Origin of the sequence: Halalkalibacter nanhaiisediminis, from assembly GCF_007830185.1 — a bacterium.
GTDB classification, from domain to species: Bacteria; Bacillota; Bacilli; order Bacillales; family Bacillaceae_D; genus Halalkalibacter; species Halalkalibacter nanhaiisediminis.
Genome location: NZ_VLKZ01000018.1, coordinates 1 through 14,498 on the forward strand (window position 1 = coordinate 1; position 14,498 = coordinate 14,498).

12 protein-coding genes and 1 riboswitch are annotated in these 14,498 nt (G+C 40.2%); of the genes, 11 read left to right on the top strand and 1 reads right to left on the bottom strand.

Annotated elements, in window-relative coordinates; all coding sequences use genetic code 11:
• The 3 genes from IQ10_RS17660 to IQ10_RS17670 all read left to right on the top strand — a co-directional run.
• On the top strand, positions 1-294 hold a 294-nt coding region (locus IQ10_RS17660), incomplete at its 5' end, for an IS3 family transposase (protein WP_144451791.1).
• 233 nt (positions 295-527) lie between these two features.
• Complete coding sequence (locus IQ10_RS17665) at positions 528-1,790, top strand: Glu/Leu/Phe/Val family dehydrogenase (RefSeq protein ID WP_144451792.1); 1,263 nt, start codon at positions 528-530, stop codon at positions 1,788-1,790.
• Positions 1,791-1,886: 96 nt separating this feature from the next.
• Entirely contained in the window at positions 1,887-2,858 is a 972-nt protein-coding gene (locus tag IQ10_RS17670; protein WP_144451793.1) for a YpdA family putative bacillithiol disulfide reductase, read from the top strand.
• 45 nt (positions 2,859-2,903) lie between these two features.
• Here IQ10_RS17670 and IQ10_RS17675 read toward each other — a convergent pair whose 3' ends face one another.
• Complete coding sequence (locus tag IQ10_RS17675; protein WP_144451794.1) at positions 2,904-3,872, bottom strand: asparaginase; 969 nt, start codon at positions 3,870-3,872, stop codon at positions 2,904-2,906.
• 114 nt (positions 3,873-3,986) lie between these two features.
• On the opposite strand from IQ10_RS17675, the gene prsW reads away from it, so the two are divergent.
• From prsW to tnpA, 8 genes are all read left to right on the top strand, one after another.
• A complete protein-coding gene (gene prsW, locus IQ10_RS17680) occupies positions 3,987-4,634 on the top strand; it encodes a glutamic-type intramembrane protease PrsW (protein ID WP_144451795.1) in 648 nt (215 codons plus the stop codon).
• A gap of 57 nt (positions 4,635-4,691) precedes the next feature.
• Complete coding sequence (locus IQ10_RS18230; RefSeq protein ID WP_199757453.1) at positions 4,692-4,853, top strand: hypothetical protein; 162 nt, start codon at positions 4,692-4,694, stop codon at positions 4,851-4,853.
• Positions 4,854-4,963: 110 nt separating this feature from the next.
• Positions 4,964-5,069, top strand: a riboswitch (SAM riboswitch).
• Positions 5,070-5,150: 81 nt separating this feature from the next.
• Positions 5,151-6,266 (top strand): methionine biosynthesis PLP-dependent protein, encoded by a 1,116-nt coding sequence (locus IQ10_RS17685; RefSeq protein WP_144451796.1) that lies wholly within the window; start codon positions 5,151-5,153, stop codon positions 6,264-6,266.
• Between the two features lie 18 nt (positions 6,267-6,284).
• The gene (locus tag IQ10_RS17690; RefSeq protein WP_144451797.1) at positions 6,285-8,123 is read left to right on the top strand and encodes a bifunctional homocysteine S-methyltransferase/methylenetetrahydrofolate reductase; all 1,839 of its coding nucleotides are present in this window, start codon (positions 6,285-6,287) and stop codon (positions 8,121-8,123) included.
• A 30-nt stretch (positions 8,124-8,153) separates the two neighbouring features.
• Complete coding sequence (metH, locus tag IQ10_RS17695) at positions 8,154-11,606, top strand: methionine synthase (RefSeq protein ID WP_144451798.1); 3,453 nt, start codon at positions 8,154-8,156, stop codon at positions 11,604-11,606.
• Positions 11,607-11,809: 203 nt separating this feature from the next.
• Complete coding sequence (sleB, locus tag IQ10_RS17700) at positions 11,810-12,772, top strand: spore cortex-lytic enzyme (protein ID WP_144451799.1); 963 nt, start codon at positions 11,810-11,812, stop codon at positions 12,770-12,772.
• Between the two features lie 18 nt (positions 12,773-12,790).
• Positions 12,791-14,161, top strand: coding sequence for a germination protein YpeB (gene ypeB / locus IQ10_RS17705; protein ID WP_144451800.1), 1,371 nt, complete (start codon positions 12,791-12,793; stop codon positions 14,159-14,161).
• Between the two features lie 183 nt (positions 14,162-14,344).
• On the top strand, positions 14,345-14,498 hold a 154-nt coding region (tnpA, locus tag IQ10_RS17710; protein ID WP_144451801.1), incomplete at its 3' end, for an IS200/IS605 family transposase.

The following is a 14,498-nucleotide window of genomic DNA, read 5'->3' on the forward strand; positions in this document are numbered from 1 at the left end:
CCCCTTATCCATAGTGACCGTGGATTCCAATACACCTCTAAAGCGTTTAAACGGAAGATTGATACCGCAGAGATGACACAAAGTATGTCCCGAGTTGGTCGTTGTATTGATAATGGACCAATGGAATCTTTCTTTGGAACACTAAAATGTGAGAAGTATTATTTACATAAATTTAAGACATTTGAGGAACTTTCGACAGCGATAAATGAGTACATCCATTTTTATAATTATGAAAGATACCAAAAACGATTAAACGGCCTTAGCCCTATGGAATATAGAGCTAAAGCCGCTTAGATCCTTTTTATTATTTCCACTGTCTACTTGACAGGGGGCAGTTCAAGTTCTCAGCAGCCTTTTAAAAATTTTATGTTTTGCTCCGAGTGGGTCATTCAATGTAACGATTATTGATTATTTTAAATGAAAAGGTGGAAATATAGTAGTTCTTTCATTATAGTAAGAATTGATGAACACTTATCATGAAAGTAGTTGTTCAATCACGTCGATACTCATTTTAGAGGTGAATAGGAATGGACGAAAAAGAAAAGCAGGCTGAACAGCTTGATGTGCTTGCTTCGACTCAAAGTGTAATAAAAAAAGCATTGGACAAACTAGGCTATCCCGATGAAATGTATGAGTTATTGAAGGAACCAATTCGGATGTTAACCGTCCGTATTCCTGTGAGAATGGATGATGGTTCGACAAAGATTTTTACAGGTTTTCGTGCTCAACATAATGATGCCGTTGGGCCGACAAAGGGTGGAGTTCGTTTTCATCCAAATGTGACTGAAAAAGAAGTAAAAGCGCTCTCGATCTGGATGAGTTTAAAAGCAGGAATTGTCGATCTTCCTTACGGTGGAGGGAAGGGCGGGATCGTTTGTGATCCACGTGAAATGTCATTCCGTGAACTTGAAAGAGTAAGTCGTGGCTATGTACGTGCTATTAGTCAAATTGTTGGACCGACAAAGGATATCCCTGCTTCTGATGTTTTCACAAACTCACAAATTATGGCATGGATGCTTGATGAATATAGTCGTATTCGCGAATTTGACTCGCCAGGTTTTATTACTGGAAAACCAGTCGTTCTTGGTGGCTCTCACGGTCGTGAATCGGCAACAGCTAAAGGAGTCACGATTTGTATTCGTGAGGCAGCGAAAAGAAAAGGTATTGAGTTAGAAGGGGCTCGTGTTGTCATTCAGGGCTTTGGAAATGCGGGTAGTTTTTTAGCGAAATTTATGCATGACGCTGGTGCAAATGTGATTGGGATATCAGATGCATACGGTGCCCTTCACGACCCAGAAGGGCTAGATATTGATTACTTGCTCGACCGTCGCGATAGTTTCGGAACAGTGACTAAGCTTTTTAAAGAAACAATTTCGAATGAGGAATTGCTTGAGCTTGATTGCGATATATTAGTTCCAGCTGCGATTGAAAATCAAATTACAGAGCAAAATGCTCATAACATAAAAGCTTCAATTATCATCGAGGCTGCAAATGGGCCGACAACGATGGAAGCGACACGGATTTTATCTGAGCGCGATGTGCTACTCGTGCCCGATGTTCTTGCTAGTGCTGGTGGTGTGACGGTTTCTTATTTTGAATGGGTTCAAAATAACCAAGGCTACTATTGGACAGAAGAAGAGGTTGAAGGTAAGTTAGAATCTGTAATGGTTGGCTCCTTTGACAATATTTATCGTTTAGCAAAATCACGAAAGGTCGATATGCGTCTTGCGGCTTATATGGTCGGTGTTAGGAAAATGGCTGAAGCATCTCGTTTCCGTGGTTGGATATAAATTGCTATACTAATAAGGGTCTGGACTGTATGTGTTACACATTTGCAGGTCAGACCCTTAAAGCTGTTTTGAACGCATAAAAGAGGGTGATCATAAATGAAGCAGGAAGATGTCATTATTGTTGGTGGTGGACCTTGTGGGTTAGCAGCAGCGATTAGTTGTATGGATCAAGGTCTTAATCCACTTGTTATTGAAAAAGATCAAGTTGTAAGTGCAATTTATCGTTATCCAACTCATCAAACGTTTTTCAGTACGAGTGAAAAATTAGAAATTGGTGAAGTGCCTTTTATTATAGAAGGACGTAAACCAAAACGAAATCAAGCGCTTGTTTATTACCGAGATGTGGTCAAACGTAAACAAATTCGTGTCAATGCGTATGAAAAGGTGGAAGCAGTCGAGAAAACAGAAGATGGGTCATTTGTCGTGCAAACTTCAAAAGCCCGTTATCAAACGCCTCATGTCGTGATTGCGACTGGTTATTATGATTCTCCTAATATGATGGGTGTTCCTGGTGAGGACCTTAATCATGTTCTTCATTATTTTAAAGAAGCGCATCCTTATTTTGATATGGATGTCGTCGTCATTGGTGGAAAGAATTCTGCGGTTGATGCGACGCTTGAGCTTGAAAAAGCTGGTGCTCGTGTGACAAATTTGTACCGGGGTAGCGAATATTCAAGCAGTGTGAAGCCTTGGATCTTACCTGAGTTTGAATCGCTTGTTCGTAACGAAAAAATTAAGATGGAGTTTCATGCTCATGTATTGGAAATCACAAAGAATGAAGTCATTTACCAAGTAGGTGAGACGATCAAAAAAGTGCCAGCGCAATTTGTGTTTGCGATGACAGGCTATCATCCGGATCATTCTTTCTTAAGAAAAATGGGAGTGGATGTTGATTATGAAACAGGTCGCCCGCAGTTTGATCATGATACAATGGAAACAAACGTAAAAGGACTTTATATTGCAGGTGTGATTGCTGCAGGAAATGAAGCCAATGAAATTTTCATTGAGAATGGTCGTTTTCATGGTGGACTTATTGCCCAACATATTATTAAGCAAAATAAAAGATAAAAAGAAGGCTTGTGCGAGGGGTACTCTCACGACAAGCCTTCTTTATTAATTTAAAAACAATTGTTGCAGCTCTTTTCGGTCAGAGGTTTTTTCAAGCACAACCATTAATTTCAAGCGTGCTTTTTGTCCGTTTAAGCCATTTGTGAAAATAACTCCCAGCTCCTTTAATGTACGACCACCACCTTCATAGGCGTATGTGTCTTGAACAACTCCGCTAAAGCAACGTGAAACAAGGACGATTGGAATGTCTTGCTCAATTAATTGTTGAAGAGCGGGCATAATCGCTGGTGGTACATTTCCTTGCCCGAACGCTTCAATAACTAGTCCGTCAATATTGGAACTTCCAATTGCATCAATAACGGAATGATCCATACCAGCATATGTTTTTAATAAGGCAACGTTTTTTGTCAGCTGAACAATTGGATGAGATTCGCGATGTGAGAGAGTGTGGTGAAAAAAGACACCACGTTTTGTTACGATTCCAATGGGTCCATACTGAGGGCTTTGAAAGGTTGCGATATTACTTGAATGTGTTTTGGTGACATTTTTCGCTGTATGAATTTCATCATTTAACACGACGAGAACACCTTTTCCAAAAGCTTCATCACTTGCTGCTACTCTTACAGAAGCGATCAAATTATGAGGGCCGTCAGAGCCTAGCTCGTTACTTGAACGCATAGCGCCTGTTACGACAACAGGTATATCCCAATTAAGAACGAGGTCAAGTAAGTAAGCTGTTTCTTCTAAAGTGTCTGTCCCATGAGTGACGACAATGCCGTCTAATTGATCAGCATCTACCCTTTCTTTTAAACGTTTTGCTAAATGAATCATGAGAGAGGGGGTCATATGGGGTGATGGAATATTTAAATAGTCATCTACCGTCACCGAGGCGATGCTTGATAGAGATTCAATCGTGGAATATAATGGATTTACTAAGTTTGGTTGAACGGCGCCATGCTCATTTTCTTTCATGGCAATTGTACCGCCCGTATGTAGAACAAGAATTTTTTTCAAAACGAGCACCTCAATTTAAAAGTAATGTATTTATTTTACCACACTATCTTTATGTATACACTTTGTCTAAGACAATCTAAATGAAGTAGGGACAAGGAAGAAAGGGAGGGCATATTGTTTGCAATTATAACGGCTGCAATGGCCCCAGGGATGGCATTGCTGTCATATTTCTATTTAAGAAACTATTATGGAACAAACACGAATAGATTGGTGTTTCGAACATTTTTGATCGGTGTACTACTCGTTTTTCCAGTTATGGTATTACAATATGCGTTCATCGTTGAAGGATATTTTGAAGAGCCGATCTGGAGAGCGTTTTTTTTGTATGGATTCACAGAAGAATTCTTTAAATGGTTCTTGCTCTATTTTGTTGCTTATCAGCATGCGGTTTTTACAAGGCGATATGATGGGATTGTATATGGCGTTTCTCTATCATTAGGATTTGCAAGTCTTGAAAATGTATTCTATTTAATTGCAAACGGACTAGAAACGGCAATTGGGCGCGCGTTGTTACCTGTTTCGAGTCATGCGCTCTTTGGTGTTTTAATGGGATATTATATGGGAAGAGCGAAAATAGAGCCAAGGCAAAAAGCGAGACATTTGACTTTATCGCTTTTTTTTCCTATTGTCTTACACAGTATATATGACTTAATTTTAGTTATTTTTGACATGTATTTTCTTATAGGGATGATACCTTTTATGCTTGTGCTTTGGTGGCTAGCCTTGAAAAAGGTCAAACGAGCTCATCAACTAGATCAATAGTTGAGTATGTGTTACTTGAGAAATGATAAAAACGTAAAATCACAAAGGAGGATCACTATGGCTGAAGACCGTTATCGAGTTGTTATTCGCTGTAAAGAATGCGGAGAAAAGTATATTTTGCGCGGAAGACGTAATGACGACGGAGAATATGAAACAGGTTTTAAACGATGTGTATGTGGAAATGATGAAGGGCTAAATGTTGATGCTACACCAGAATAGGTTAACATGTACATTTAGTATTTAAGTAATGAAAACTCCCATGCTTCTACAAAAAACTCTTGCAAAATTATATGAATTGTTGTAATTTTGATTAAACGCAAATAAATAATTTCTTATCAAGAGAGACGGAGGGAATGGCCCGACGATGTCTCAGCAACCAGCCGTTTTGGTCAGGTGCTAATTCCATCGAGTCATAAAAGGCTCGGAAGATAAGAAGAAGTGAATGATGATACAAACACCTTCTTCTTGTTGATGAGGGTGTTTTTTTTAATACTTAACGTGATGGGGGCAAAATGTATGAACCGTGAAAAGCTTGAAACAATTTTAGTGCAAATAGGAAACCGTTCCGAGGATCGGACGGGAACAATAAATACACCTGTTTATTTTTCGACTGCATACCGTCATACTGGAATTGGAGAATCTACTGGCTATGATTATGCTAGAACGGGAAATCCGACAAGAGAGGTTCTTGAAAAGACAATTGCTACGCTTGAAGAAGGAGACAGAGGATTTGCTTGTAGCTCTGGTATGGCCGCTATTCAAACCGTATTCTCTTTGTTTGAGAATGGGGATGAAATCTTGGCATCTCAAGATTTATACGGTGGAACGTATCGCTTGTTTGAGCAAGGGTGGAATCGTTGGGGATTGTCATTTTCATACGCTGACCCAAGAAATCTCGAACAATTTGAATCTAGTATTAATGACAAAACGAAAGCATTATTTATCGAAACGCCAACAAATCCACTTATGCAAGAGGCTTCGATTCCAGAATTAGCGAAAATTGCGAAGAAACACAATCTTTTATTGATTGTAGACAATACATTCTACACGCCGCTTTTACAACAACCATTAGTTGATGGTGCAGACATTGTTATTCATAGCGCATCGAAATACTTAGGTGGACATAATGATGTCATTGCTGGTTTAATTACGGCTCGTGGTGCTGAACTATGTGAGAGAATTGGTTATTATCATAATGGTATCGGGGCAACATTAGGGGCATTTGATTCATGGCTGTTGATTCGTGGGATGAAAACACTTGCCCTTCGTATGGATAAGCATCAAGAGAATGCGAAGGCTGTTGTTGATTTTCTTGAAAAGCATGAGGGTGTCACAGATGTTCTTTACCCAGGTAAAGGTGGAATGGTGTCATTCCGTATTTTAAAAGAAGAATGGGTCAATCCATTTTTACAGCAGCTGAAGTTAATCTCTTTTGCTGAAAGCTTAGGTGGAGTTGAAAGCTTAATGACGTATCCAGCAACACAAACTCATATGGACATTCCAGAAGATATTCGAATTGCAAATGGTGTTTGTAATAGACTCCTTCGTTTTTCAGTAGGAATTGAGCGTACGGAAGATTTACTTGCAGATTTAGATCAAGCCTTTCGCTTCGTAACAGAAAAGATCAACTAGAATAGGAGGGATGAGCAGATGAATTTATTGGATCAATTAGCATCTAAAATCCTTATTGGTGACGGGGCAATGGGAACCTTTCTATATGAACAAGGCGTAGATCAATGCTTTGAAGAAATAAATGTAACAGATCCAGAAAAAATCCTACGTGCACATCGGCAATATGTGGAAGCTGGTGCAGATGTTATTCAAACAAATACGTATGCAGCGAACGGTTTAAAGCTTGAGAAGTACGGGCTAAAAGATGATGTGAAGCGTCTAAACCAAGCGGCTGTAAAACTTGCAAGACAGGCAGCTGGAGATGGTGCATTCGTAGTTGGAACGATTGGTGGTGTTCGTCGCTTTCAGCTTGAGGAATGGAGCTTGAGAGAAATTGAGACAGCTTTTTCCGTGCAAATGAATGATATACTCTCAGAAGGAGTAGACGGATTATTACTTGAAACATTCTACGACCTTGAAGAAGCAAAAATGGCCGCTAGCCTTGCCAGAAAGTGGACAGATTTGCCAATTATCGTTAATCTCTCATTAGGAGAAGTAGGGGTGATGAACGGTGGAGTCCCTGTTTCTAGTGCGCTAGATCAGTTAGTTGCAGTAGGAGCAAATATTGTAGGTTTGAATTGCCGTATGGGTCCATTTCATATGCTACGCTCTTTTGAAACGATTCCATTACCAAAGCAAGCGTATTTATCTGCTTATCCAAATGCGAGTCTACCAGATTATCGTGATGGGCGTGTTTTTTATCAATCGAATGCAGAATATTTTAAGGCAATGGGTGAAAAATTTATCTATGAAGGTGTACGTTTATTAGGTGGTTGTTGTGGAACGACACCAGAGCATATTGCTGCCTTTGCTGAAGTGAAAAAGAATATGTCGCCAATTGTTAGTAAAACGGTTCGACCGATTATTAATCATGTACGTGAAAGCATTGATGTGGCTCGCAAGCAAACGCCATTACCTGATATCGTAAAAGAACGTAGATCTGTCATTGTTGAGCTTGATCCTCCTAAGAAACTAAGCACGACACGGTTTATGGAAGGAGCGAGAGTGTTAAAAGAAGCAGGTGTGGATGCCGTAACAATGGCTGATAACTCACTTGCATCTCCTCGCGTTGATAATCTCGCGCTCGGTGCAATGGTTAAAGAGCAAGTTGGAGCAAGACCCCTTATCCATGTTACGTGTCGTGATCGCAACTTAATCGGACTTCAATCCCATTTAATGGGTCTTAATGCGCTTGGGATTGATGATATTTTAGCTATTACAGGTGATCCAACAAAAATTGGTGATTTCCCTGGAGCTACTTCTGTTTATGATGTATCATCGTTTCAATTGATCTCACTTATTAAGCAGTTGAATGAAGGGCTTTCTTTCTCTGGAAAAGAGCTTGGACAAAAGGCAAATTTTTCAGTGGCAGCAGCCTTTAATCCGAATGTGAGACACTTAGATAAAGCGGTCAAACGAATGGAGAAGAAAATCGATAGTGGTGCTGATTATTTTATGACGCAGCCGATCTATAGTGCGGAACAAATCGAAGCGTTGTATCATGAGACAAAGCATATCGATAAACCTATTTATATCGGTATTATGCCATTAACGGGAACGAGAAATGCAGAATTTCTTCATAATGAAGTGCCTGGTATTAAATTAACAGACGATATTCGAGCAGCAATGGCAGCTTGTGGGGATGATCGCGTGGCCTCGACTCGTGAAGGGATTCAAATCGCTAAATCGCTTATTGATACAGCACTTTCATTCTTTAACGGTATTTATTTAATCACTCCTTTCTTACGCTATGAAATGACAGTGGAACTCACTGAGTATATTCAAGAACAGAAAGTAACGATCGGACTTAAGAAGTAAGCAAGGTTATTGTTAGAAAGGACGGACATGATGACTAAGTCTTTATTTGAAATTCAGCTAGAAAAGAAAATCCTCGTCCTTGATGGTGCGATGGGAACGATGTTACAGCAAGCTAATTTGACTGCTGAAGATTTTGGTGGAGAGGAATATGAAGGGTGTAATGAATACTTAAATGAGACAGCCCCTCATGTGATTGAAGGCATTCACCGTGCTTATCTTGAAGCAGGTGCAGATATTATTGAAACGAATTCATTCGGTTCAACCAAGATTGTACTTGATGACTATGATCTTGGTCATAAAGCTGAAGAGTTAAGTCGATTAGCGGCTGAGTTAGCTAAAAAAGTGGCTGATGAGTTTACTACACCTGAATGGCCTCGCTTTGTTGCTGGAGCAATGGGACCAACGACAAAATCGTTATCCGTCACTGGTGGGACAACCTTTGAAGCGCTTGTTGATAATTACCACGAACAGGCTCGTGGCCTTATTCGTGGTGGTGCAGATATTATGCTGCTTGAGACAAGTCAAGATATGCGTAATGTAAAAGCTGGCTATATCGGCATTGAGAGAGCATTTGAAGAACTAAATGTGAAGCTACCAATTTACGTATCAGGTACGATTGAACCGATGGGAACAACACTTGCAGGTCAAAATATTGAAGCATTCTATCTATCACTTGAGCATATGAATCCTACAGTTGTTGGGTTAAACTGTGCAACAGGACCAGAGTTTATGCGCGACCATATCCGTTCACTATCTGAGCTAGCAACAACGTATGTGAGTTGTTATCCAAATGCTGGATTACCTGATGAAGAAGGGCACTATCATGAGTCACCTGAATCACTAGCGACAAAGCTAACGGCTTTTGCTGAAAAAGGCTGGCTGAATATCGTTGGTGGTTGCTGTGGAACGACTCCTGCTCATATTACAGCGATGAGGGAATCAACAAAAGGCTTTCAACCACGCCCGTTAAATGCTGAGCACCCGCATGCAGTTTCAGGGATTGAACCATTGATTTATGATGATAGCATGCGCCCATTATTTGTTGGCGAGCGGACGAACGTAATCGGCTCAAGAAAGTTTAAACGATTAATTGCTGAAGGGAAATTTGAAGAGGCTTCAGAAATTGCTCGTGCACAGGTCAAGCGCGGAGCCCATGTGATTGATGTTTGTTTAGCTGACCCTGACCGTGAAGAACTTGAAGATATAGAACAATTCCTTAGCTATGTTGTGAATAAAGTGAAAGTACCTTTAATGATCGATTCGACAGATGAGGTGGTTATTGAAAAGGCGCTTACGTATTCGCAAGGAAAAGCGATCATTAACTCGATTAACTTAGAGGACGGCGAAGAGCGTTTTGAAAAAGTCATTCCAATTGTCAAAAAGTTCGGTGCAGCTGTCGTTGTCGGTACAATTGACGAACAAGGAATGGCTGTATCGGCTGAACGTAAACTAGAAGTGGCGATTCGTTCACATGATCTTCTCGTTAATAAGTACGGTATGAAATCAGAGGATATTATTTTTGATCCGCTCGTCTTTCCTGTTGGAACAGGTGATGAGCAGTATATTGGATCAGCAAACGCAACAGTTGAGGGAATTCGCTTAATTAAAGAAGCATTACCTAAATGTTTAACGATTCTTGGTGTAAGTAATGTGTCATTTGGTCTTCCTCCTGTTGGTCGTGAAGTCCTCAATGCCGTTTATTTATATGAGTGTACACAAGCAGGTCTTGATTATGCGATTGTTAATACAGAGAAGCTAGAGCGTTATGCATCGATTTCAGACGAAGAAAAAGAGATGTCGAACAAGCTATTGTTTGAAACGACAGACGAAAATTTAGCAGAATTCACGGCGTTTTATCGTGGGAAAAAGGCTGAAAAGAAAGTTGAGCTTTCGAATTTGACGTTAGAAGAAAGACTTGCTTCTTATATCGTTGAAGGGACGAAAGAAGGCTTACTTGAAGATCTTGATCAAGCTTTAGAAAAATTTGACGATCCATTAGATATTATTAATGGTCCGCTTATGAATGGGATGGACGAAGTTGGTCGCCTCTTTAACAATAATGAGTTGATTGTGGCTGAGGTTCTCCAAAGCGCTGAGGTCATGAAGGCATCCGTTGCCCATTTAGAGCCGTATATGGAGAAGAAAGAAGATGACAATGGTAAAGGGAAAATTCTCCTTGCGACCGTTAAAGGTGATGTTCATGATATTGGGAAAAACCTCGTCGAAATCATCCTTGGAAATAATGGTTTTAAAATTGTTAACTTAGGGATTAAAGTCACTTCGACTGAATTAATCGAAGCAGTCAAAAGAGAAAATCCTGATGCCGTTGGATTATCTGGCTTGCTTGTAAAATCAGCACAGCAAATGGTGTTAACGGCTCAAGATTTGCGTCAACAACAGATTTCGATTCCGATTTTAGTTGGTGGAGCAGCTTTAACGAGAAAGTTCACAGATACAAAAATTGCAGCTGAGTATGATGGTCTCGTCTTATATGCAAAGGATGCGATGAATGGTCTTGAAATTGCCAATCGACTTGCTAAACCTGAAGAGCATGCTAAGTTAGCGGAAGAGCTAGCAGAAGCAAGAGCGAAAAAAGATACCGTTCGTCGAGCAGAAAGACAGCCAATTGAAGAGCGCACTGAAATTGAGGGACTACGTTCAGATGTGGCGGTTGATGGACCTATTTTTACGCCAACTGACCTAGATGCGCACATTTTACGTGATTACAAGCTCTCTCACCTTGAGCCTTATATTAATATGCAGATGCTACTTGGACGCCATCTAGGAGTGCAAGGAAAGGTAAGTCGTCTCCTTGCTGAAGGTGATGAACGTACAGTGCAATTAAAAGAAAAAGTCGATCAATTCCTTGCCAAGGCAAAAGCGGAGCAGCTGATACAGGCTCACGGAATGTATCAATTCTTCCCAGCGCAATCAGAGGGTAATGACATTCTCATTTATGATCCAGCTGATCAGAAAACCGTGCTTGAACGATTTAACTTCCCGAGACAAAGACAAAAGCCTTATTTATGTTTAGCGGACTATATTCGTCCTGTCTCAAGCGGAGAAATGGATTATGTCGGTTTTCTTGCTGTTACGGCTGGAAAAGGTGTTCGTGAACTAGCTGAACAAGCAAAATTAGACGGAGATTATTTAAATAGTCACCTCATCCAAGCAGCTGCCCTTGAAACTGCCGAAGGGTTTGCTGAACGTGTTCACCAACAAATGCGTGACCGTCTAGGCTTCCCAGATTCAGCTGATATGACAATGGATGAACGCTTTGCTGCTAAATATCAAGGTGTTCGGGTTTCCTTCGGTTATCCAGCATGTCCAAATCTGGAAGACCAAGAGAAGCTATTTAATCTCTTAAAGCCAGAAAAAATCGGTATTCAACTAACAGACGGCTTCATGATGGAGCCAGAAGCATCCGTTACGGCAATGGTATTTGCTCATCCTGAAGGACGTTATTTTAATGTTTTAGGATAATTGAATCCAATTCTGTAATATACATCTAATTGATTTATACGATGAAAGCTCTCGATTTTTGAGGGCTTTTTTTGTTTTTCCTGCCAAGTTTTTGGCGGACTTTTGCATAAAAAGGGACTGGAAACAAACACTAGCATTATCAATCATGACAAAAGGTAAGTCATGAAACAGATCAAACGAACAACAAGGAGGGTACATGCATCATGAAGCGTCATCTGTTTTCGATTAAGATAACATTCGTCATGGTTTTGGTTTGTTTAGGTTTCATTATGAATTCGTCACCATCATTAGCCTTTACAGATCAGGTCATTCAACAAGGGGCAACAGGAGATGATGTCGTAGAGTTACAATCGCGACTTCAATACATTGGATTTTACAATGGGAAAATTGATGGAGTTTTCGGGTGGGGTACGTATTGGGCTGTTCGAAACTATCAATACGAATTTGGACTTGATATTGATGGGCTAGTAGGACCGAAAATGAAAGACATGCTAGCAAGGTCAACAAAATTTAATGAAAAATTCGTTCAGCAATCGTTGTATGAAGGGCGTAAATTCACGCACTATGGTGGAACGCCTAAGGAGATTCAAAAAGGACCTAAAGGAAGTCGAACCCAACAGGCACAGCCGCAACCTGAGGCTCCACAGCAAAGAGCAGAACAACAGCCGCAGCCTGAACCGGGTGTGTATGGTGAAGAGCAACCGCAGCCAGAGCAACCACCTGTAGAGGAACCAGTCCCATATGAAGAGGTACCAGAAGAACAAAATAACGAGGCAAATATTGAAAAAGCAACAAATGTTCCACCAGGTTATTCTGATAATGATGTGCAACTGATGGCTAATGCTGTTTATGGAGAGGCCAGAGGCGAACCATATGTTGGTCAAGTAGCTGTTGCTGCAGTCATTATAAACCGAGTCAATAGTCCAACATTTCCGAATACAGTGTCAGGTGTTATTTTTGAACCAAGAGCTTTCACTGCAGTCGCTGATGGTCAAATTTGGTTAGAGCCTGATGAAACGGCAAGAAGAGCAGTAATTGACGCATTAAATGGACAGGATCCGACAGGAGAAGCGATGTACTATTTTAATCCAGATACCGCGACATCAGGCTGGATTTGGACAAGACCACAAATTAAGAAGATTGGAAAGCACATTTTCTGTTATTAATTTTTGGAGGTGAATCAAGTGGGACGAAATATTGTTATTGGATTATTAGCTGTTGCGATTGTGGCTACAGGGATATGGGGATTTCAACAACAAAATCAAAATCAATCGATTCAGAGTGAAAATGAGACATTGAAGATTACCGCAGAAAATCATTATCAACGGGCGTTTCATGAGCTTGCTTTCCACATAGATAATATAGAAGATCAATTAGGTTCAGCACTGGCCATGAATACAAGACGCCAACTGACACCAGCATTTGCAGAAGTTTGGCGTGTGACGAGCTTGGCTCAAGAAGAAATCGGACAACTTCCGTTAAACTCTGTAGACTTGGGCCAAACGGAAGAATTTTTGTATAAGCTTGGAAAATTTAGCTATACAACTTCAATACGTGATCTAGATAAAGAACCATTGACGGATAAAGAATATGAGACGCTTAAGCATCTGTATAATCATTCAAAGGGAATAAGTAAAGAAATTAGAAAATCACAAGCAATGATGTTAAGTAGAGGAGATCAGTGGCTAAACATTGAAAAAGAAATGGAGGCTGGCGACGAGCCAGCTGTTAATACGGTTGCGAGTAATTTTAAGGTCATGAATAAATCGGTAGAAGGATTTAGTGAAACTGAATGGGGAGCTGGACTTGCGGCGATTGATGACCTAAATGGCGAATTGAAAAAAGCATTGAACGGGCAAGAGGTGTCAAAGGAAGAAGCCGCAAAAATTGCGCGTCGCTACTTAGAGATGGATGAAAATGTTCCAGTCAATGTTACAAAAACGGGGAATGGTCTCGCGTATCCTGCTTACACAATTGTCATCGATGATCCTGAGCATAAAACGCATTATAATATGGATATGAGCGTGAAAGGCGGAGAGCCAATCTGGTTCTTGCAAGATCGTCAAATTAGTGAGCAAAATATTAGTTTAAACGAGGCCGTTAAGAAGGGAAAGGCATTCCTTGAAAAACATGGGAAGAAAAACATGCATCTTATTGACAGTAAGCAATATGATTCAATTGGAATGCTTGAATTTGTCTATCTTGAAGATAATGTGCGAGTGTATCCAGATTCCATTACATTAGAAGTGGCTTTAGATGATGGTGATATTCTCGGTTATGAGGCGAAGAGTTATTTAATACATCATAAAGAACGTAATATTCCTAAACCGAAACTAACGGATGATGAAGCAAGAGCAAAATTGAATCCTCGGCTTCAAGTGATGGAAGATCACATTGCGATTATCGAAAATGATTTAAAGGAAGAAGTGCTTTGCTATGAATTTTATGGTGTGATAGAGGATGATACGTATCGTATTTTTATCAATGCAAAAGACGGTGAAGAAGAAAAAGTTGAAAAACTAGATCATGCAGAAACGGTTCACAATTTTTCGTGAAGAGAAGGAAGAAGCAGCTGATGCTTCTTCTTTTTTGTTAGTGGTTTAGAAAACCCCTGGCTATGCCGGGGGTTCAAAAGAGCTTCTAGCGTGGTATTAAAAAAACCTCACTTCATGATAGGATAAAGTTGGTTTCCCGACCACTTCATCTCATCATCGAAGGAGGTATGCCCTGTGAAGGACATGAATAGTTTAGCACACACAACATGGAATTGTAAGTATCACATAGTATTTGCGCCAAAGTACAGAAGACAAATCATTTATGGAAAATACAAAAAAAGCATTGGAGAAATTATAAGAGATTTATGTGAACGGAAAGGTGTCGTTATCCATGAAG

Excerpts from the sequence above, each read along its gene's own strand:
- IQ10_RS17665 (WP_144451792.1), top strand. The coding sequence starts at position 528 with ATGGACGAAAAAGAAAAGCAGGCTGAACAGCTTGATGTGCTTGCTTCG.
- IQ10_RS17670 (WP_144451793.1), top strand. The coding sequence starts at position 1,887 with ATGAAGCAGGAAGATGTCATTATTGTTGGTGGTGGACCTTGTGGGTTA.
- IQ10_RS18230 (WP_199757453.1), top strand. The coding sequence starts at position 4,692 with ATGGCTGAAGACCGTTATCGAGTTGTTATTCGCTGTAAAGAATGCGGA.
- IQ10_RS17685 (WP_144451796.1), top strand. The coding sequence starts at position 5,151 with ATGAACCGTGAAAAGCTTGAAACAATTTTAGTGCAAATAGGAAACCGT.
- IQ10_RS17690 (WP_144451797.1), top strand. The coding sequence starts at position 6,285 with ATGAATTTATTGGATCAATTAGCATCTAAAATCCTTATTGGTGACGGG.
- metH (WP_144451798.1), top strand. The coding sequence starts at position 8,154 with ATGACTAAGTCTTTATTTGAAATTCAGCTAGAAAAGAAAATCCTCGTC.
- sleB (WP_144451799.1), top strand. The coding sequence starts at position 11,810 with ATGAAGCGTCATCTGTTTTCGATTAAGATAACATTCGTCATGGTTTTG.